Genomic DNA, 21,447 nt, shown 5'->3' on the forward strand with positions numbered 1-21,447 from the left:
TATATATTATTGTCATTAATTATAAAAATTAAAAATGCGGGTGTAGTTTAATGGTAGAACTTCAGCCTTCCAAGCTGACTGTGAGGGTTCGATTCCCTTCACCCGCTCCATTAAAATATAAGTTGTTAGTTTAACAATTTTTTTATGCTAAAATAGGAATACAATAATCTTAAGAGGAGTAATTAATAATATGAAAGTAATTAAGAAGGATAACAAAAGCGGTGTTACTGATAATAATTGAGAACATTTACCACCGGAAGTACAAAATGATTTAGAGTTTCATGCTTCACGAACTGTTTTTTGAAAAAGTTTTTTATTTTTAATCATTGAAGCAGTAGGACCATTTTTGTTATTGTTTTTTTTAACTTCACCAGATTTGAATTTTACCCGCCATTATGATGTTGGAGCGGGGATTGGTTTTGGTTTAGCAATGGTTCTAGGAGTCTTTCTATTAACTTGTGCTGGTTTTTGACTAAAGTTTCATCAAGCTGATCAATTTACTTATACAATTACGTTATCTTGAACTTTATATGGAATTTATTTAACTGGTTATTGATGAGGATGAGATAAGATTTTATACCGTTGTTTAGTTGCCTTATTGTTCTTATTGTTTGCTATTTTTTTTGGAACTTTTATAACAGTATGAATGCGCAATTTACGCGGTTATTTACAAATGAAAAAGACTAGTCCCCAAGAACTAGCAATTGATGCTAAAAAGAAAAAAGAAAAGGATGAAGAACAAGTTCCACCATCCTCAACACTTGGTCCCTAATTATTGTTTTGTAAATTAAGTAATTTTAAATCAATAATTGCTAAGAAAATGTCATTGTTTGTTTGTTCATACATATAGTTAGCTCAAGCAATTCATACAATATTTTGATAATACATTCATGCATTAACTTTTTGTTGTTGTGTTGGTGTTAGCTTAAAGAGACTAAACCAATATGTTTGTTTTGCTTTAGTTGTTAAAGTTTCGGAAGCAAAAGAAGCAATATCAAAAAACTTATCATTTTGCATTGCATATTCAAAATCAATTAAATACAGGTTTTGCTCAACAAAAACTAAATTGCCACCATTTAAGTCATTATGACATAAAACAAGATCATCTGTTTGCAATTTAATATAATCAAGGTTTGCTTCATATCGTTGTAAGTCTACTAATGGTTTTTTTATAGCATTTTTAAAAGTTTCTAAAAATTGTTGTGGTTGAAAAATCTTAATTTGATCATTTGGAGTAATTTTAATTTCTCATAACTGTTTAATTATTGTTGCAATGCTTTTGAGAACTTCTTTAGTAAGTTTAACAGCACTAATTGGTTGTAATGTTGAATAGTATGGTGTTACTAAGAAAAAGTGGTCATTATCATAACCATAATCAATAATTGGAAGAGTTAACTTGCTATTTTTAATTTTTTCTAACACTAGCATTTCATTTTGATGATCAATAAATAAATTGGTAAAAGGGTTACTATATCGAATAAAAAGGTTATCAACTGTTTGATAATTTTGATTAGTAATTCCTAAATTTAATTTTGTTTTAATTTTGTATTTCATCATTTCCTTAACTTCCATTCTGCGATTTTCTAATTTTATTATACAATATTTATAATTAAGAAAAGTGAGGAAGTAGGAAATGAAAGAGATTTGAATTGCAACTAGTAATAAAAATAAAGTTCGAGAATTTAAAGAAATGTTTCAAGATGCCAATATAACAGTTAAATCATTATTAGACTTAGAAAATCTTATTCCTGACATTCCAGAAACAGGAACTACCTTTGAAGAAAATGCTTTTTATAAAGCAGATTTTTTGAGCCGAATGATTAATCAACCAGTCTTAGCTGATGACTCTGGTTTAGAGATTATTGAGTTAGATCATTTTCCGGGTGTTAATACACGTCGATGAGCATATCCAATTACTGACAGTAGAATTATTAATGATTTATTAATTGAAAAATGTAAACCATTAGAGCGCCGTGATGCACAAGCTGTTTGTGTCTTATGTTATATTGACCCAGTTAAAAAAGTAACGATGTACTTTCGGGGAGTTACAAAAGGGGTTATTACTGATAAGCCAGTTGGAGCGAATGCTTTTGCTTCCGATCCAATTTTTTTATTACCAGAAATTGGTCAAACATATGCCGAATTAACTTTACCAGAAAAAAATAAATATTCTCATCGAGCAAAAGCATTTTATGCTTTTAAAAAATGATGATTAGGAGAGTAAGATGAAGACAACTAAAAAAATTAACATTGTTTTATTTGAACCAGAAATTGCCCAAAATGTTGGGGCCATTATGCGAACATGTGTTGCAATAAATGCGAAACTATATTTAATTGAACCATTTGGTTTTATCTTTGATGAACGCTTTATTGCACGTAGTAGCGCAAATTATATTGAGTACGCTGATTATGAGTTATATAATGATTGAAACCATTTTTTGCAGTTGAATCCGAACTTAAATTTATATTGTGCAACTCGTTATGCAAAACAACCACATAGTGATGTTGATTTTACCAAAGATGAAAATATTTTTGTTCTGTTTGGACGAGAATCAACGGGGATTCCAACCGCAATATTAAAGGCAAATTTAAACCGAACTTTTCGAATTCCAATGTCTAAACATGTGCGTAGTTTAAATATTGCCAATACGGTTGGGATTGTTGGTTATGAAATAATGCGTCAGTTAGATTATCCCGGTTTATCAAAAGTTGAAATTCAAAAAGGGGCTGATTTCTTAGAACAAGATTAAGAATGCACTTTGTGAATTTTTTTCTTGTTTTTGAAAAAATTTTCTTATAATTCTTTTAGTATTGAGTTATATTGATGTTTTTAGAAAGGATGATTAAAAAATGAATCAAGTGATGTTGGTTGGGCAAGTAGAAGGAACTTATGAGATTATTTATGATAAAAAAGAAGCAGAAAGAAAACTAATGAAATTTTTGCTAAAGATTCAACGCCTTTTTAAAAATAAAGATGGTAACTATGATAGTGATTTAGTTAATGTTAAAGTATGAACAAATAATATTGATGATTTAGATATTAGTTTACGAGATAAAGCAATTATTGCAGTTAAAGAACGGATTCAATCGTTTCGTTCCAATAATTTTGATGAAGAAAATTATTATAACGATATAATTGCTGATCGTGTCACTTATTTAAGCAGTTTTAACTAGAATTACTTAACATTATTAACTTAATACAAATTAGCCATTTTTCAGATAATGGCTTTTTTATTTTAAAAATTTAATAAATTTATAATATAATAAATAAAGAAGAAATTAGGTAAAGGAGCAGAACAATGGCATTAAGTAATACTAAAAATCAAGATTTTCATAAATGATTATTTTCTGCTCGCACCAATAACATGATGATGTGCCGTTAATTTACATAAATTTAATAATGTTAAAAATCAATAATCAATTATTTTAAAAAAAGAAAGTAGTTGATTAATATGAAGAAAAAACAAAAAAAAGTTGAAAAATTATTACAAGAGCAAACCTTAACAACAAATTTATTAGACTTAAAGAAAGAAGTTTCTTTTTGTGGTTTAGTACCATTGTTATTATTTGTTATGTTATTTATTTTAGTGGGAATTATTTTAGATATTTTTAAAAAAGAAATTTTTTCAAAAAACAATTCAATGGGGTTTTATTTAATATTTGCTCCAATTATTATTTTAATTCCAACGATTATTGGTTTTTTAATTATTAAAGGGAATTTTACAACCAAATTAAATGCCTTTTTAAAAGGAAGTGCTGATCAGAACATTTTAATTATGGTTTTTATTTACTTATTATCTGGTTCATTTGCACAATTAATGAACACAATTGGGGCTTCTTCCGCAATTGCCTTTTTAGGGTTTAAGGTTATTCCCCCAGCAATTTTAGTTGGAGGTGTTTTTCTAATTAGTGCTGTTATTTCAACCGCAATGGGAACTAGTGTTGGAACAATTGTTGCATTTGGACCAATTGCGTTTGGAATGGCGTCGCAAGCAAATTTAAATTTAGCAATGATTGGTGGAGCACTATTATGTGGAGCAATGTTTGGTGATGATTTGTCAATTATATCTGATACAGCAATTGCATCATGTCGAACACAAGATGTTACGCCACAAAGTCGGTTTTTATTTAATTGAAAAATTCTCCTTTTTGCCGCAATTATTACCATTATTCTTTTCTTTACGGTTACTTATGTCAAAGATGCAAAAGTAAATAGTGAAACATGAATTTGATGGCGAGCATTGTTAACAATTTTACCATTCTTAGTTGTATTGGTTGTTGCTCTATGTGGGGTTAATGTTTTTATTGTTTTAATTAGTGGTATTTTTTGTGCAATTATTGTTGGTTTTAGTTTAAGCCAATTTAATCAATGGGTAACAGCAACTGGTGATTTAACATCCTCTTATTTACCAAGTTTAACACTAGCTCATATGCTAAATGGTAATTTAAATCCAAATGGTCATTTACTAAGCGGTTTAGATAAGTTTTTAGTAGCAACTGATGCGATTAAATCCGGAATGTTATCAATGGCGGAAATTGCCTTTTTAGCGCTTTTTACTGGTGGGTTAGCAGGTTTAAGCGAACTATCTGGGGGTCTGGAATGAGCAACAGCGAAAATTAATCAAAGAATTAAAGGCAAAAAAAGTGCTCAATTTGGGATTGCAACTTTAACAAGTGTTGTTGATATTGCTTTGGCTAATAATACTATTGCTATTATTGTTGTTGGACCAATGGTAAAAGAGATTCGTCAAAAATATGATTTAAATAAAAATAAGGTTGCTGCTTTTGTATCAATTTTTCCAGCTGTGTTTCAAGGTCTAATTCCATATGGGGCACAAATGTTAATTTTAGTTAGTATGGCAAATAACTATGTTGGTGTTAATCAAATGACAATTTCCTTTCTTGATGTTTGAAAATATGCTTGATATTTATATTTACTATTTTTTTCAGCAATTATCTTTATTACCTTTAGTCGTTTAGAACGCTATTTAACAGCATCATGATGAAAAGGAATAACTAAGATTTTTCGGAAAAAACAAGATTAAAATAACTATTGTTAAGTAGTTATTTTTTATGAAAAAAATATTAATATTTTTAGTAAAAACACTTGCAAAAAAATATGGATTTTATATACTTATAAAGGTGTCAGTTAGTAATACTTATTATTAATGAAGAATGAATATTTTCACACAATATCGTAAAAAATTATTGCAAAAAAAGGTAAAAGTTATTGACAATAATCAGTAATTTTTGTATGATTTGAAAGGTGTTTTGTTGACACAAAAACGATCTTTGAAAACTAAACATAACAACAACAAAGATAATCATTTAATCAATGAATATCCGTCATTAAAGCTAGGAACAAAATCAAGATTTTTTTAATGAGAGTTTGATCCTGGCTCAGGATGAACGCTGGCGGCATGCCTAATACATGCAAGTCGAACGGGGTGCTTGCACCCAGTGGCGAACGGGTGAGTAACACGTATCTAATCTACCCATTAGCGGGGGATAACAGTTGGAAACGACTGCTAATACCGCATACGACATTTTCTGGCATCAGAGAATGTTAAAAGGTCCGTTTGGACCACTAATGGATGAGGGTGCGGCGTATTAGTTAGTTGGTGGGGTAATGGCCTACCAAGACAATGATACGTAGCCGAACTGAGAGGTTGAACGGCCACATCGGGACTGAGACACGGCCTGAACTCCTACGGGAGGCAGCAGTAGGGAATTTTTCACAATGGGCGAAAGCCTGATGGAGCAATGCCGCGTGACTGAAGACGGTCTTCGGATTGTAAAGGTCTGTTGTAAGGGAAGAACAGTAAGTATAGGAAATGATACTTATTTGACGGTACCTTACCAGAAAGCCACGGCTAACTATGTGCCAGCAGCCGCGGTAATACATAGGTGGCAAGCGTTATCCGGATTTATTGGGCGTAAAGCGTGCGCAGACGGTTTAACAAGTTTGGGGTCAAATTCTGGAGCTTAACTCCAGTTCGCCTTGAAAACTGTTAAGCTAGAGTGTAGGAGAGGTCGATGGAATTCCATGTGTAGCGGTGAAATGCGTAGATATATGGAGGAACACCAGTGGCGAAGGCGGTCGACTGGCCTATTACTGACGTTTAGGCACGAAAGCGTAGGGAGCAAATAGGATTAGATACCCTAGTAGTCTACGCCGTAAACGATGAGTACTAAGTGTCGGACTAAGTTCGGTGCTGCAGCTAACGCATTAAGTACTCCGCCTGAGTAGTATGCTCGCAAGAGTGAAACTCAAAGGAATTGACGGGGACCCGCACAAGCGGTGGAGCATGTGGTTTAATTCGAAGCAACGCGAAGAACCTTACCAAGGCTTGACATCCAGTGCAAAGCTGTAGAAATACAGTGGAGGTTAACATTGAGACAGGTGGTGCATGGTTGTCGTCAGCTCGTGCCGTGAGGTGTTTGGTTAAGTCCAGTAACGAGCGCAACCCTTGCCGTTAGTTACTCCATTAAGTTGAGATACTCTAACGGGACTGCTAGTGTAAGCTAGAGGAAGGTGGGGATGACGTCAAATCATCATGCCCCTTATGTCTTGGGCTACACACGTGCTACAATGGCCGGTACAAACAGTTGCGATCTCGTAAGGGGGAGCTAATCTGAAAAAGCCGGTCTCAGTTCGGATTGAGGGCTGCAACTTGCCCTCATGAAGCCGGAATCGCTAGTAATCGCGAATCAGCAATGTCGCGGTGAATACGTTCTCGGGTCTTGTACACACCGCCCGTCACACCATGAGAGTTGATAATACCAGAAGTCGATATTCTAACCGTAAGGAGGAAGCCGCCCAAGGTAGGATTGATGATTAGGGTGAAGTCGTAACAAGGTATCCGTACGAGAACGTGCGGATGGATCACCTCCTTTCTATGGAGTTATTACTTTATAGTAATTTAATTAGTTTTAATGACCGTTATGTTTAGTTTTCAGAGGTTAGTTTCTCTGACAATAACAAGAAAAATGTTATTGAAATTGTTCTTTGAAAACTGGATAATAGACATCTAGTTATTTTAATCATATGATTAAAATAACAATAATTCAAAATTTCTGTTATTTTTAAAAAAATAACTAAAATTTCACAGTTATATTTGTAAATGATTCTCAAAACTGATTTAAAATCAGGTCAAATAATTAAATTAATAAAACTTTGAAGTTACAAAGGGCGTATGGTGAATGCCTTGGGAATAGGAGACGATGAAGGACGTGACTACCTGCGATAAGGTTCGGGGAGCTGGAAGTAAGCTTTGATCCGGACATGTCCGAATGGGGAAACCCGGTGAGATTAATCTCTCATCATCCTATAATGAATAAATAGTTATAGTGAAGGTATACCTAGGGAATTGAAACATCTCAGTACCTAGAGGAAAAGAAAGCGAATGCGATTCTCTTAGTAGCGGCGAGCGAACGGGGAACAGCCCAAACCAGATTTATCTGGGGTTGTAGGACCATATGAGTAGAGTTACAAAACTTGTTTATAGTAGAAATGGTTGGGAAACCATGCCACAGAGGGTGATAGCCCCGTATACGAAATGAACAAGACTCGAAATGGAATCCTGAGTACGGCGAGACACGTGAAATCTTGTCGGAATCAACGCGGACCACCGCGTAAGGCTAAATACTACCTATTCACCGATAGTGAACCAGTACCGTGAGGGAAAGGTGAAAAGCACCCCGGGAGGGGAGTGAAATAGTACCTGAAACCATATGCCTACAAGAAGTCGGAGCCCGTTAATGGGTGACGGCGTGCCTTTTGTAGAATGAGCCGGCGAGTTATGATAGCATGCAAGGTTAAGTAGAAGATACGGAGCCGTAGTGAAAGCGAGCCTTAATAGGGCGTTTAGTATGTTGTCATAGACCCGAAACCAGGTGATCTAGCCATGAGCAGGTTGAAGTTGAGGTAAAACTTAATGGAGGACCGAACCGACGTTCGTTGAAAAGACCGCGGATGACTTGTGGCTAGGGGTGAAATTCCAATCGAACCTGGAGATAGCTGGTTCTCCCCGATATAGCTTTAGGGCTAGCGTCGAGGTTAGCAAGTTGGAGGTAGAGCACTAAATGTATGATGGCCCCACCTAGGGGTACTGAATGCAATTAAACTCCGAATGCCAATTTTGTATACTCGGCAGTCAGTACATGGGTGATAAGGTCCGTGTACGTGAGGGAAACAGCCCAGATCATCAGCTAAGGTCCCAAAATTTATGCTAAGTGTGTAAGGATGTGAAGTCGCTTAGACAGCTAGGAGGTTGGCTTAGAAGCAGCCACCCTTTAAAGAGTGCGTAACAGCTCACTAGTCGAGTAACTTTGCGCCGAAAATGTACCGGGGCTAAGCATAATACCGAAGCTATGGGTTTTGTATATTTATATACAGGGCGGTAGGGGAGCGTTCTAACAGGGATGAAGGTAGACCGTGAGGACTGCTGGACTGGTTAGAAGTGAGAATGCCGGCATGAGTAACGTTTGAGGGTGAGAATCCCTCATGCCGTTTGACCAAGGTTTCCTGGGCAAGGTTCGTCCACCCAGGGTTAGTCAGGACCTAAGGCGAGGCCGAAAGGCGTAGTCGATGGACAACAGGTTGATATTCCTGTACCACCATATAGAGCGATGGAGTGACGGAGAAGGATAGTATATCCCGGTTATTGGATTCCGGGCTAAGCACAAAGAGGGTAAGGTTGGCAAATCCGCCTTGCATAACCTTGAAGTGTGATGGGGAGCGAACGGTTCGCCTAGTAGCGAAGTATATGACTCCATGCTTCCAAGAAAAGCTTCTAGCACTATTTATATGGTGCCTGTACCTAGAACGAACACACGTGGTCAAGGAGAGAATCCTAAGGCAAGCGAGATAACTGTAGCTAAGGAACTCTGCAAAATAACCCCGTAAGTTAGCGAGAAGGGGTGCTCATAGCAATATGAGCCGCAGTGAAGAGGAAGGGGCAACTGTTTAGCAAAAACACAGCTCTCTGCAAAGTCGTAAGACGACGTATAGGGGGTGACGCCTGCCCAGTGCTGGAAGGTTAAGGGGATTAGTTAGCATTAGCGAAGCTTTGAACCGAAGCCCCAGTGAACGGCGGCCGTAACTATAACGGTCCTAAGGTAGCGAAATTCCTTGTCAGGTAAGTTCTGACCCGCACGAAAGGCGTAATGATCCCTTCGCTGTCTCGGCTGCAGACTCGGTGAAATTTTAGTACCTGTGAAGATGCAGGTTACCCGCAACTAGACGGAAAGACCCCATGGAGCTTTACTATAGCTTGATATTGGGTTTTGATATAGCATGTATAGGATAGGTGGGAGACTTTGAAGCAGCGACGCTAGTTGTTGTGGAGTTATCCTTGGAATACCACCCTTGCTATGTCGAAATCCTAACCTAGATCTGTAAGCCAGATCAGAGACAGTGTCAGGTGGGTAGTTTGACTGGGGCGGTCGCCTCCTAAAATGTAACGGAGGCGCCCAAAGGTACCCTCAGTATGGTCGGAAATCATACATAGAGCGCAAAGGTAGAAGGGTGCTTGACTGTGAGACTTACAAGTCGAACAGGAGCGAAAGCTGGGCTTAGTGATCCGGCGGTCCCGTGTGGAAGGGCCGTCGCTCAACGGATAAAAGTTACCCTGGGGATAACAGGCTGATCTCCCCCAAGAGTTCACATCGACGGGGAGGTTTGGCACCTCGATGTCGGCTCATCGCATCCTGGAGCTGAAGTTGGTTCCAAGGGTTGGGCTGTTCGCCCATTAAAGCGGTACGCGAGCTGGGTTCAGAACGTCGTGAGACAGTTTGGTCCCTATCTGTTGTGGGCGTAGGAAATTTGAAGAGATCTGTCCCTAGTACGAGAGGACCGGGATGGACACACCTCTGGTGCTCCAGTTGTCACGCCAGTGGCACAGCTGGGTAGCTATGTGTGGAAATGATAATCGCTGAAGGCATCTAAGCGAGAAGCATACTTTAAGATGAGATTTCCCATCCTTTATGGAGTAAGACCCCTTGAAGACGACAAGGTTGATAGGTTGGGTGTGTAAGCACGGTGACGTGTTCAGCTAACCAATACTAATAGGTCGAGGACTTCAAACAAGCGAGAGCTTATTTACAAATTTTAGAATGTTTATTATCTAGTTTTGAGAGGATAATTCCACTCAAGTGATCTGGTGCTTATGGCATAGTGGACACACCCGTTCCCATCCCGAACACGGAAGTTAAGCACTATCACGCCGACGATAGCCGCAAGGTGAAAATAGGGCAGTGCCAGGTTAAAAAAGGCTTATTTAAAGCCTTTTTTAATTTGATAAATTTGGCATTAAAAAATGCATTATTATTTTGAATAATGCATTGTATAAACATTAAAATATAACTTTTGAGTTTTAAAACCAAGTTTTTCATATAATGGTAGCCCATCGGGAGTGGCAACTAAACCAGCAGTTTGATAATTTGCTTGTTTTGCTTGGTTTAATAAATGAATTAACATTTCCTTTGCATAACCTTGTTTTTGATGATCACTATGGGTTGCAATATCATCAATAATTGCTAATTCCGGTTCAAAGTATAAGTTTCCGGTTGAAACTGGAATGTTATTTTTTGTTAAAATTGTTAAGTAACTAATTTTTTGTACTTGATTTAATTCTCAAATTGATTGGTATTTTGCCAGGTCAATTAGTGATAAATCAAAGGCATCATTAACAACTTTGACAACATCATGAACGGTTGTTTGTGATGTTACTTCCTGGAATTGTTCATCAGAGTTTTCACGATTAGGTGTGTTAAAAGTTGCTAAATCAATTAGCATTCCTAGTGCGGTTTCAAAGTGTTGTAAACCACTTTTTTCAAAAAATGATTTTTCAACTTGGTTATTGTCAACTGTAATCGTACATCAAGTAAAAGGGGTTTTATTAACGTGATATTGATCAATAATTTCACCTGCTTTAGCAAACTGGTCGGCAGTTGTTAAGTGAGAACTAATAACAATATTTAAATTACTTTTTGATTCACGCGAATCAATGTGATGAAAGAAATTTTTATAATCAATTTCAATAAATTGCTTTCCATCATCATGTTTTGGGTCGACCATATAATGAATAAAATTTGCTACTAACTTATTTAGTTTTTCATCGTTAAAATTTAACATAATTTATCTCCTTCTTACTAAGAATAATTTTATCATTTTTTACTTAATCAAAATATTTTTTTAAAACTTTATTTTGTTAAAATGGGTATTTTTCTTTAATTTTTGTCATTTTTTGATATAATTAGAATAGTCTATGTAAAAATATCAAGAAGTATTCTTATATAGGAACGAAACATAAAAAGATGAGGAGTTTATTTATGACAGTAAAAAAGAAAGTTGTTATGCAAGAAGAGTTACCAGTAGTTGATTTAATAAAACAAATTCTTGAAGAGGGAAAAGATTTAACTACTAAAACTGATGAAAAAGAAGCAAAAGAAAAAGTAATCCGTGAAGAATGAATCAAAAGAAATAATGAAGCATCTATTGCGGCTGCAAAGAAATGAGAAGCAAAAATTGCTTTAGCAAAGCAAAAAGAAATTAAAGCTTCGGCAAAAATAAAAGATGTTGATAAAATTGAACAAGAACGAATTCATATATTAGAACAAAAACGCAAAGAAGAAATTGTAAAAAATAATGCATTATATGAAGAACGTGCTAAAAAACAAGTACGTTTAACAAATATTGCCCGAGTTAAAAGTGCAATGCGTGATCGAAAAGTGATTTTGTCAAAAGAATCATGAGAAAAAGAGTCACAAAAATGACAAAAATTATTAGATCAAGTTTCACATTAATTAACAACTTACACTGATATTTTATTAGTGTTTTTTTTCGAAAGTTTAACCTGGAAGTTATAATCTGTTTCATCTAAATAATTTAAAAAACTATGATTAAATAAAAATGGATATTGGATGGGTTAAGATAAATTGGACAACAATAATGTAGAGTAAAAGATTATAATTAAGTTACAATGGAGGTGTAATTATATGGCAAAGAATCATTATACCGATGAATTTAAACAACAAATTGTTGGTCTTTATAAATCAGGCAAAACATCTGGTCAATTATCTAATGACTATCAAATTGGTAAATCCACTGTTTGAAAATGAGTGCATGAATTTAACAATTCAGGATCTGGAATGACAAGGGTTTTTTGGACAAATTTTATATAGAGTAAAGATTTTTATATTGGATTGGTGATAAATAATTTAATTTGCTATGAATACGAGTATTATTATATTGGATGAGTTAAGATAAATTGGACAACAATAATGTAGAGTAAAAGATTATAATTAAGTTACAATTTTAAACAACAAATTGTTGGTCTTTATAAATCAGGCAAAACATCTGGTCAATTATCTAATGACTATCAAATTGGTAAATCCACTGTTTGAAAATGAGTGCATGAATTTAACAATTCAGGTTCTTTTAAAGCTAAAGACAATTGCTCTGTTGAAGAAAATGAACTTATTCAGTTGCGAAAAGAAAACAAACAATTACGAATGGAAAATGATATTTTAAAGCAAGCAGCACTGATAATAGGCAAAAAATAGTAATTATAAAAAATAACAAAGAAAAGTATAAAATTACTAATTTATGTAAAACACTAAAAGTTGCTAGATCAACATTTTATTATCAATTAAAATCAAATAAACTTAGTCAAGCCCAACATATTGATAATACTATTATCAGTATTTTCTTAAAAAGTAGAAAAAACTATGGTACAAGAAAAATTAAAGTTATGTTAGCACAACAAAATATTATATTGTCACGAATAAAAATTAGTCAAATAATGCAAAAATATAATTTAATTTCAAATTATACAAAAATTAAATATAAACATCATAATAACAAAGATATCACTTACAAATATAATAATTTGTTAAATCAAGATTTTGATAATTATAAATTACATGAAGTTGTTGTTAGTGATTTAACTTATGTTTGAATTAATAATCAATGATATTATGTATGTTTATTGATTGATTTGTTTAATCGTGAAATTATTAGCTATGATGTTAGTTCTCATAAAGATGCAAAATTAGTTGAGAGTACTTTTAACAAACTTAATTTTTCTTTAGAAAATATTAAAATATTTCATACTGATATAAAAATCTTTACTCTATATAAAATTTGTCCAAAAAACCCTTGCCATTCCAAACCACTTTTTTTATTTTTTAAAGCAATAATCTATTAATCAAAAAATAAATATGATAGAAATTCAATTTTTTATACACCATGGACAGCAACTTATTTTAAACTTTCATTTCAAATTAAAAAATTAAATAAAAAATGAACATCATTATCGATAATAGTTACTTTAATATTTAATAATGAAATGACAAAAATTGTTTATAATTAGATTTTATTAAACTAAAAATCTAAATTATTAAAAATAATTGTGACATAATTAAGGATAACAATAAAGCGTTTAAAACACTAATAACGCTTTATTTTTTAGTGGTTTTAGGATATAATTATTATATAGATTTTGGGGTTAATTAAAGTGGGTGCTAAATAATGAAGAGCAATGACATTAAAATTTTAAAAATTAAACCAATTAAGCAAGGCCTTCTTGATAATCAGGATACTGATTATCAAGAGCCTTCTTTAATTACTAAGTCGCATTTTTTTAGTGGTGAAAATAGCCATTTTTTTAATAATGGTTTTTTTGCAACAAAACCATCTCTTCAAAAACAAATGCTTGAACAAAATTATTCTTTTTCATTAACCCAATGTCGAGAATTAAATTTAAATCTTGATAACCCTGATGCATTAAGAGTGTTACATAATCAAGTAAAGAAGTTAGAACAAGAAAAAACAAATTTTCATCAGCGGTTAGATAAAATTAAAGCAACATTTGATGAAAAAGCACTTTTTCATTATGACAGTTATTTGCAAGAACCACCAGTAATAACCAAAAAGGTTGATTTAAATCATTTTAATTATAATCCAGGCCATCGTCCTCTTAAAGATGAACGGATTAATGTTGATCGTACATTGTTAAAAGCACAAGCACGTGCTATTGCACAAAAAATTGTACAAAAAACTGAGCAGGAATCACCTGATAAAACAACTGAAATAGTTGTTAAAAATGAAACTGTTTCAGAACCAAAATCAATTTTAGCAGCGCATTTTCCTAAGGTTACAACTATAAACCCAGCGCCCAAAAAAGATATCATTGTAACACAAAGCTATAATAATAAAACGCAAAAGCAACAAAATTCTTCTTGAGCAAAATCACAACCCTTTTTTGCTAATACAATAAATTTAGGTAAACAAGAACCAAAATTTGAGCAGACAAATACCTCTGAACAATCAACAGCTAAGCCAGAAGATAAGGGCATTAATTTAAAAGTTTCACTTGATTGTGCTTCACAGGTTTATGATGAGACTGATGTTATGGAATGAGATATTACAAAACGTCCAAATTTAGGTCTTGATCACACTACTAATAAATATTATCATCAAGAGGAAACTCCTAAAAAAGAAGAAGATACGGTAACTGATTTGTCGTTAGAGCAAAAAGATGATTCTGAAACATCACGAGCAATTGAAATTGATGAACCAGTAGGAAGTTATCGAATAAATAATTTTTATACTAGTTTATTTGATACCCCGTTGCCTGCTGCTAAATCAGTAAAACCAGCTGCAAATGTTAAAATTAAACGAATCCGCGGAAAAAAGCAAGACAAGCATGTTAATTCTAATGATGAAGAACTAACGCAAGAAAATAAAAAAAATACTGTTCAAGCAACAACATTTTTTAGTAATAGTTATAAAATTCAACAACTCCCAAACGAAAGGCAAAAAATTAGCAAAATTAGAAAAAACAATATTATTACTTGACGAAATCCAGTTATTTTAACGGCACGGATTATCGCTATTGTTGGTCTAATTCTTTTATGTAGTACTTTTTTAATATTTAATAATTGAATTAATAATTCATCATTGGATTTATATAATTTTATTACAACAACTTTTGGCAAATTTGATTTTATTCAAACTAACGAAGATTATCTTTTGAGTAATCGGTTGTTTATGATTATATTACTTAGTGTTTATGCTATTGTGATTATTTTGCCATTTAGTGTTATTCCTAACTTTAAAATCCAATTGTTTCTTTTTTTACCGCTTGGTTTATTATTTTTAGGAGCAATAATGGGAATCGCCTTGTATGGTTATTTTTATAAGAATAATAATTTTGTTTTAACAAGTAGTATTATGCAAATTGTTAGTTATAGTTTTTTAATATTAGCAAATATCCTGATGCTAATAGAAATTTTATACTTAAAACGTCAAAAAAGATAACACTAAGTTTTTTAAACTTAGTGTTATAATGTTAAAATAATATTGCTAATTATATTATTAATAAGGGAAGTGAATATAAATGCAAAAAGTTGTTGTTGGCTTGTCAGGAGGCGTTGATTCTTCTGTCAGCCTATATTTGTTACAACAAGCAGGCTATCAAGTTAAGGGTCTGTTTATGCGAAATTGGGATAGTCAATTAAATAATGATATCTTAGGGAATAAAGCAATTAATAATCCGATTTGTCCACAAGAAGTTGATTATAATGATGCTGCAAAAGTTAGCGATGCTTTGAAAGTTCCATTGCATCGTGTTGATTTTATTAAAGAGTATTGAGAATATGTCTTTAAATATTTTATTAGTGAATATCAAAAGGGGCGTACTCCAAATCCAGATATTTTATGTAATAAATATATTAAATTTGATTATTTTTTAAAATATGCGATTAATAATTATCAAGCTGATTTTATTGCAATGGGACATTATGCACGAGTGCAATTTAATGAAACCATAAATGAATATCAATTATTACGGGGAGTTGATGCTGATAAAGATCAGACTTATTTTTTAAGTCAATTAAATCAACAACAATTAGCAAAAACAATTTTTCCGTTAGGAAATTTAACAAAAAAAGAAGTTCGAGCAATTGCTAATAGTCAAAATTTAATAACAGCAAATAAAAAAGATTCAACAGGAATTTGTTTTATTGGTGAACGTGATTTTAAAAGTTTTTTACAAAATTATATTCCAAATCAAAATGGTGAAATTGTTGATATTGAAACAAAAGAAGTTGTTGGAACCCATAATGGTATTATGTATTATACAATTGGTCAACGACGAGGACTAAATTTAGGTGGCATGACAGAACCATATTTTGTTGCTGGGAAAAATGTTGAGAAAAATATTTTATATGTTGCAAAAAGTAGTGAAGAAAAATGATTATATTCAACTAGTTGTTTTGTAACAGATGTTAATTGAATTAACACTCTTAAAACTAATGAATTTAATTGTACGGCGAAATTTCGTTATCGTCAAAAAGATATTCCAGTGAAAGTAACAATTTTAAGTGATGATAAATGTCTTGTTCATTTTGATAGTAAAGTTAAAGCAATAACTCCTGGACAAGCGGCTGTTTTTTATAATGGTGATGTTTGTCTTGGCGGGGGAATAATCGATGAAGTTTATTTAGATGATCAAAAACTATGTTATTTATAAGAAAGGAGTTTTGTAATGGCTGAAAAGTTACGTGGTTATTTAAAATTAATTGTTTTTGAATCAAAGAATGGTTATCGGATTTGTAAATTTCAATTAGAAAAAGATAAAACACATTTTATTTTTATTAAAGGGTTTTTATCAGCTTTACAACCTGATCAATTATATGAATTAACTGGTGAATTTGTTTATAATAATCGTTATGGAGAAAGTTTTGAAGTTAACGAATTAAAACAAATTGCTCCTCAAAGTAATGATGAAGTTTTAAAATATTTAACAAGTAGTTTGTTTCCAACGATTGGGCCAAAGACAGCACAAAGTATTATTGATTATTATGAAAACGATGTTGTTAGTAAAATTAAAGCAAATGTATTAGCGTTAAAGCAAATCCCGGGGGTTACTTCTAAGCAAGCCGATATTATAGCAAAAGCATTTCAGACAATGAGTCGGGATGATGAATTAAATCATCAGTTTAATCAAAAAGGGTTATCTTTACAAGTTTTGTCATTATTAAAGACAAAGTACAATGTTGACCAAATTTATGCGTTATTAACAAAGGACCCTTATTCATTGTTATTAAAAGATAATATTTCGTTTAAAACAATTGATAAAATCTACTTGGCATTTGAACAAAATCCGCTTAGTAATATTCGAATTGCTTATTATGCTTGGTATTTAGCAAAAGAATTTTGTAATAATACTGGGGATACTTATTTAACATTAGAACAATTAACAACTATTTTGCAAAAACATTTTGATAATTTAACAAAGGAATCTATTTTAACTGGATTAAAATATAGTAAAGAAATTAATTTATTAATTTTTAAAAACGATAAAATTTATGTTGCTGAAATATATCATAGTGAACTAAATATTTCCGCAATGTTAGGCGGTTTAAATTCAACAGAACAATATGATGAAGAAAAACTAGAAAAATATGTTCAGGAGTTAACAAGTAAAAAACAAATTAGTTACAATATAAATCAAACGAAGGCGATTAAAGCTGCTGTTGATTCGAATTTTTTAGTAATTATTGGTGGCCCAGGAACTGGAAAAACAACTGTCGTTGATGGAATTGTTAACATTTTAAAAAAAGTTTATCAACAATCAAAAATTGTTTTAGCAGCCCCAACCGGAAAAGCAGCAAAACGATTACGAGAGAAAACAGGACAAAAAGCATTAACAATTCATAAGTTATTAAAATATGATGCAATTACAAATCAGTTTTTTTATAATGAAAATAATCCATTAGAAAATGACATTTTAATTTTAGATGAAGTTAGTATGGTTGATAGTTTATTATTATCTCAGATTGCTAAAGCTAGTTTAAATTTACGAAAATTAATTTTAATTGGTGATCCAAATCAGTTACCTTCTGTTGCTTGCGGTGATATTTTACGTGATATTATCCAGAGTGATGCTTTTAATGTTATTAAGTTAGAAGAAGTTTATCGGCAAGAGGCGGGGAACGATATTTTAGAATTAAGTTATGCGATTGAACAAGATCATTTTGAATATGATTTATTAAATAAAAGAGACTTAACTTTTATTGAAGAAACTGATCCCCATTTATTATTAACGACAATTGGTGATTTATATCAAAAACTTAATGAAGAAAAAGCGGGAGATTATAATGCAATTCAAGTGATTGCTCCAATGTATAATGGTCCTGTTGGCATTAACATGTTAAACACTTATTTACAAGATAAACTAAATCGTTCTTATGGTCAAAAAGAACTTAAAATTGGTTATCGAACTTTTCGTGTTAATGATAAAGTAATGCAATTGAAAAATCGTCCCGAATTAGAAATTTATAATGGTGATGTTGGCGTTATTATTGATATTAAAAAAGATAAAAACTTTAATGATGTTTTACTAGTAAAATATGACAACATTGTTGAATATAATAAAGAAATGTACTATGATATTACTTTAGCTTATGCATGTAGTGTTCATAAATTACAAGGAAGTGAGTACGATAATATTATTTTTGTTATTACCAAAAGTTTTTGAATTATGTTAAAACGAAATCTAATATATACTGCAATTACCCGAGCAAAAACAAACTTATATTTAATTGGACAGCAAAATGCTTTTTTGTATGGAGTTAATAATTTGCCACAAAAACGACGAACAACATTACAAGAAGTTATTAAAAACTATTAAAAGATAAGTTAGTTTACTTTTTAAAATTATATTGAATTAATAGCCAAGACAATTAATGTTGGTGGTATTTTAGGGGGGTTATTTTTTCACTTAATAACACCAATCCTAATGATTGTTTATTTATTTATGCATCAAGAAAAAATAACAATGACTAATCGCCAATATTTTAAGAAAGTCTTTTGTCTTTATTTAATTTATCCGCTTTTATATACTGGTTATTTATCGTCTCGATTTGGAATGTACTTAAATGATCCGTTACTGAAAAATATTCCCTATGATATTATTTTTCCTTATGCGCTATTTAACTAATATAATGTATTTTTTTATTATTAAAGCAAGTAACAAAAAGCAAAAGGGATTTCAATTCTAATATTTTTCTATAATTATGTGTGAATTTGTACTAGATGAAATGAGATACTTCTCGTCTTTTAGTATTATGGAATTGAACAAAATTGGGCGCAGTAATATTGCTAGCAAGATAGGGACCTACCTACTTGCTTTTTTTTTTTTTTTTTGGGTCATAATTAATGATTATATAGCGAAAATATATACAAAGAGGAGAGTTAAAAAATAAAAAAACTATTGGCGGTGTTGGGTATTTCTGCTTTTACTGTAACGGGGGCTAGCACAATTGTTAGTTGTCACCATGGGAACGAATCAGATGATTCAAATACTGGAGCGGCAAAGGATGCTGAGACTTTAAATAAAATTTCGCAACGGGTTTCAAATGCCTTTTTAGAATATGCACGTACTAAAAATACAATTGATAGTAAAGATTATCAAACAACATTTGATGAGTTATATGCCATGGTGAATAAGGACAGCCAAAGTAAAGACTTGGATCCAACTGATTCCAAAGTTGTTGCTGCTTTACAAATTTTAAAAACTAGTTTTATGGCAACTTTAAATAATGTAAGTCAGCAAATTATTAATGATTATTCAAATTATTATATTGATACAAAACCAATTGATTTATTTGAAGATAGTTTCAAATATAATTTGAATTTTATTGATACAGAAGAATTGGCAAAGGTATCTAATAATTCAACTGTGAAAGATACTAAGGCGGCGCGCTTAGATTTTAGTTTTAATTTTAAGGTTAATTTTAAAAATTTATCAACAACTTCAAATTACTTTATTCAATATGTTATTACTGATAATCCAAAAATAATGAAAGACGTCTTAAATGGGATTGTACAAAAACTGTCGAAAGTAATTGTGAATTTTTTCATTAATGAAGGAACATTTCAAATTGATAAAACTGATGGTTTTAAATCAATTTATGATAATTTTAATATTAATTATACACAAGGATTTGCTGATTTAGATAGTATTATTTTTAATAAATTAAAAACAGCAATTGAGCAAGATCCTGATTTAAAGAACCTTGTTGAAAGTATTAAATATAATTCTTCAATATCATTATTAACGTTATTAACAAGTGCTATTAACAATACTACAAATGGGGTTGATGTTGTGAATGAAAAAACAGCTTCTTATGTTTGAACCGGAATGGGTTATCAACCAGATAAAATTACGCCAGAAAATTTTGTTAAATTTTATCGTTCATTAGTTAATATTTTTAATACCGGGGATAATAATTTGAATTTAGCATATTTTAATGTTAATTTAGCAAAAATCCAAGTTGCTGGATTTCCATTATCTGGCGCCGTTATGAATAATGGTGAAGCTTTAAAAGTTCAAGTTGAAATTCCAAAAGATGGTTTGGATAAAAAATTAATGGAATATGGTAAGTTAGTAACTGCTTTCTATAAACATTTCCGTCTTGAATCAAATAAAAATTCAGGGGTTTGGCATCTTAGTAAGGATGCATTTAATAAGATCTTAGCTTTACCAAAATATGATTATCGAAAAGTCTTAAAAATTTTAATTGATGATTTTAAAGCAACTGATGCTGCCAAAAATTTATCAGGATTAAATATTTTTACAACGGGTAATTGAGCAAAAAAACAGTATAATCTTACTTTAAATGATGCCAAAGATACTTTTTCATTGCGTCGTCGTGCTGATTGAAATTTTGATTTAATATTTGGAACAAATAATGCTGTGTATTATACGGGTTGAACATCAACATTATTTATATTGCAATTTACTAAAAAATAAGGATAACCTAAAAAAGCAAGAAAATTCTTGCTTTTTTATTTATTTAAAATAAAACTAGTTGTTTCGTATGAATATTTGATAAGTAATAAATAATTTTAAAATAAGTTTTTTGTTTTAGGAAAAAGTTTAATTTTAACTTGCATTTTAAAATTAAACTTTATATTATTACTTTAACAACTTTAAAAAGCAATTTTGGATGTTACGGGAATTAGGTGCAAATCCTAGGCTGTCCCAGCAACTGTAAAGTGGATGAAAGCTAACATATGCCATTGAGAAGATACTTCTTGAGAAGGAATAGCGAGTAAAGTGAAACTGAGCCAGTAGACCGATCTAAAAAACATTGATATTTATCGGTGCTGCCTTTATAGTTATTATCCCTGGGGTTGGATAATTAATTATTTATTAGTGGAAAACTATTAAATAATAATTTGAAAGACGTCAAAAAGCGTTTTTTAGTTGTTAATTTAAAGCGATAATCCTATTAGGGCATTATTTGAAATAATAATAATTAAAAAATTTTTAAGTTAATAAAACTAATTTTAAAATATTTTATAATTTTAATTTTTTGTTAACTTAATTTATTAAATAAAATTCTTAATTAAACATTTCTTATATGAATATA

17 protein-coding genes, 1 tRNA gene, 3 rRNA genes and 1 riboswitch are annotated in these 21,447 nt (G+C 31.7%); of the genes, 18 read left to right on the plus strand and 3 right to left on the minus strand.

What is annotated here, in order from left to right:
• Positions 1-36: 36 nt before the first annotated feature.
• Both ACOBWH_RS03515 and ACOBWH_RS03520 read left to right on the plus strand, forming a co-directional pair.
• Positions 37-110, plus strand: a tRNA-Gly gene (locus ACOBWH_RS03515).
• Between the two features lie 80 nt (positions 111-190).
• On the plus strand, positions 191-772 hold the full coding sequence (locus ACOBWH_RS03520) for a DxFTY motif-containing membrane protein (protein ID WP_424527126.1): 582 nt from the start codon (positions 191-193) through the stop codon (positions 770-772).
• Here ACOBWH_RS03520 and ACOBWH_RS03525 read toward each other — a convergent pair.
• Positions 769-1,557 (minus strand): phosphotransferase, encoded by a 789-nt coding sequence (locus ACOBWH_RS03525; protein ID WP_424527128.1) that lies wholly within the window; start codon positions 1,555-1,557, stop codon positions 769-771. The genes ACOBWH_RS03520 and ACOBWH_RS03525 overlap by 4 nt on opposite strands.
• Positions 1,558-1,633: 76 nt before the next feature.
• Here ACOBWH_RS03525 and rdgB point away from each other — a divergent pair, with 76 nt between their 5' ends.
• From rdgB to rrf, 7 genes are all read left to right on the plus strand, one after another.
• Positions 1,634-2,224, plus strand: a complete 591-nt coding sequence (gene rdgB / locus ACOBWH_RS03530; RefSeq protein WP_424527130.1) for an RdgB/HAM1 family non-canonical purine NTP pyrophosphatase — start codon at positions 1,634-1,636, stop codon at positions 2,222-2,224.
• 1 nt (position 2,225) lies between these two features.
• Positions 2,226-2,750 carry a tRNA (cytidine(34)-2'-O)-methyltransferase gene (locus ACOBWH_RS03535; protein WP_424527132.1) on the plus strand — a complete coding sequence of 175 codons (525 nt, stop codon included), beginning with the start codon at positions 2,226-2,228 and terminating at the stop codon, positions 2,748-2,750.
• Between the two features lie 100 nt (positions 2,751-2,850).
• The gene (locus ACOBWH_RS03540) at positions 2,851-3,174 is read left to right on the plus strand and encodes a single-stranded DNA-binding protein (protein ID WP_424527134.1); all 324 of its coding nucleotides are present in this window, start codon (positions 2,851-2,853) and stop codon (positions 3,172-3,174) included.
• A 278-nt stretch (positions 3,175-3,452) separates the two neighbouring features.
• Positions 3,453-5,045 (plus strand): Na+/H+ antiporter NhaC family protein, encoded by a 1,593-nt coding sequence (locus tag ACOBWH_RS03545; RefSeq protein WP_424527136.1) that lies wholly within the window; start codon positions 3,453-3,455, stop codon positions 5,043-5,045.
• Between the two features lie 332 nt (positions 5,046-5,377).
• Positions 5,378-6,897: ribosomal RNA gene (locus tag ACOBWH_RS03550) — 16S ribosomal RNA — on the plus strand.
• Positions 6,898-7,176: 279 nt separating this feature from the next.
• Positions 7,177-10,089: ribosomal RNA gene (locus ACOBWH_RS03555) — 23S ribosomal RNA — on the plus strand.
• Between the two features lie 70 nt (positions 10,090-10,159).
• Positions 10,160-10,266: ribosomal RNA gene (gene rrf, locus ACOBWH_RS03560) — 5S ribosomal RNA — on the plus strand.
• Together the 16S, 23S and 5S rRNA genes form the textbook arrangement of a ribosomal RNA operon.
• Before the next feature lie 61 nt (positions 10,267-10,327).
• On the opposite strand, the gene ACOBWH_RS03565 is transcribed toward rrf, so the two are convergent.
• Complete coding sequence (locus ACOBWH_RS03565) at positions 10,328-11,137, minus strand: GNAT family N-acetyltransferase (protein ID WP_424527138.1); 810 nt, start codon at positions 11,135-11,137, stop codon at positions 10,328-10,330.
• A gap of 197 nt (positions 11,138-11,334) precedes the next feature.
• Between ACOBWH_RS03565 and ACOBWH_RS03570 the strand changes: the two genes are divergently transcribed.
• Positions 11,335-11,808 (plus strand): hypothetical protein, encoded by a 474-nt coding sequence (locus tag ACOBWH_RS03570; protein WP_424527140.1) that lies wholly within the window; start codon positions 11,335-11,337, stop codon positions 11,806-11,808.
• Between the two features lie 192 nt (positions 11,809-12,000).
• Positions 12,001-12,186 (plus strand): transposase, encoded by a 186-nt coding sequence (locus ACOBWH_RS03575; protein WP_424527142.1) that lies wholly within the window; start codon positions 12,001-12,003, stop codon positions 12,184-12,186.
• Here ACOBWH_RS03575 and ACOBWH_RS03580 read toward each other — a convergent pair.
• Complete coding sequence (locus ACOBWH_RS03580; RefSeq protein ID WP_424527397.1) at positions 12,179-12,259, minus strand: IS3 family transposase; 81 nt, start codon at positions 12,257-12,259, stop codon at positions 12,179-12,181. The two genes, ACOBWH_RS03575 and ACOBWH_RS03580, sit on opposite strands and share 8 nt — an antisense overlap.
• Before the next feature lie 155 nt (positions 12,260-12,414).
• Here ACOBWH_RS03580 and ACOBWH_RS03585 point away from each other — a divergent pair, with 155 nt between their 5' ends.
• The 7 genes from ACOBWH_RS03585 to ACOBWH_RS03615 all read left to right on the plus strand — a co-directional run bounded on the left by ACOBWH_RS03585 (position 12,415) and on the right by ACOBWH_RS03615 (position 20,825).
• Positions 12,415-12,567 carry a hypothetical protein gene (locus ACOBWH_RS03585; protein WP_424527144.1) on the plus strand — a complete coding sequence of 51 codons (153 nt, stop codon included), beginning with the start codon at positions 12,415-12,417 and terminating at the stop codon, positions 12,565-12,567.
• A gap of 119 nt (positions 12,568-12,686) precedes the next feature.
• Positions 12,687-13,211, plus strand: coding sequence for a DDE-type integrase/transposase/recombinase (locus tag ACOBWH_RS03590; RefSeq protein WP_424527399.1), 525 nt, complete (start codon positions 12,687-12,689; stop codon positions 13,209-13,211).
• A gap of 323 nt (positions 13,212-13,534) precedes the next feature.
• Positions 13,535-15,325, plus strand: coding sequence for an ABC transporter permease (locus tag ACOBWH_RS03595; protein WP_424527146.1), 1,791 nt, complete (start codon positions 13,535-13,537; stop codon positions 15,323-15,325).
• Positions 15,326-15,404: 79 nt separating this feature from the next.
• The gene (gene mnmA / locus ACOBWH_RS03600; RefSeq protein WP_424527148.1) at positions 15,405-16,538 is read left to right on the plus strand and encodes a tRNA 2-thiouridine(34) synthase MnmA; all 1,134 of its coding nucleotides are present in this window, start codon (positions 15,405-15,407) and stop codon (positions 16,536-16,538) included.
• A 15-nt stretch (positions 16,539-16,553) separates the two neighbouring features.
• Complete coding sequence (locus ACOBWH_RS03605) at positions 16,554-18,701, plus strand: ATP-dependent RecD-like DNA helicase (protein WP_424527150.1); 2,148 nt, start codon at positions 16,554-16,556, stop codon at positions 18,699-18,701.
• A gap of 108 nt (positions 18,702-18,809) precedes the next feature.
• Positions 18,810-19,010 (plus strand): hypothetical protein, encoded by a 201-nt coding sequence (locus ACOBWH_RS03610; protein ID WP_424527152.1) that lies wholly within the window; start codon positions 18,810-18,812, stop codon positions 19,008-19,010.
• 279 nt (positions 19,011-19,289) lie between these two features.
• Complete coding sequence (locus tag ACOBWH_RS03615; RefSeq protein ID WP_424527401.1) at positions 19,290-20,825, plus strand: hypothetical protein; 1,536 nt, start codon at positions 19,290-19,292, stop codon at positions 20,823-20,825.
• A 177-nt stretch (positions 20,826-21,002) separates the two neighbouring features.
• Positions 21,003-21,173, plus strand: a riboswitch (cobalamin riboswitch).
• Positions 21,174-21,447 lie beyond the last annotated feature (274 nt).

The organism is Spiroplasma endosymbiont of Glossina fuscipes fuscipes, assembly GCF_049669535.1.
GTDB lineage: Bacteria > Bacillota_I > Bacilli_A > Mycoplasmatales > Mycoplasmataceae > Spiroplasma.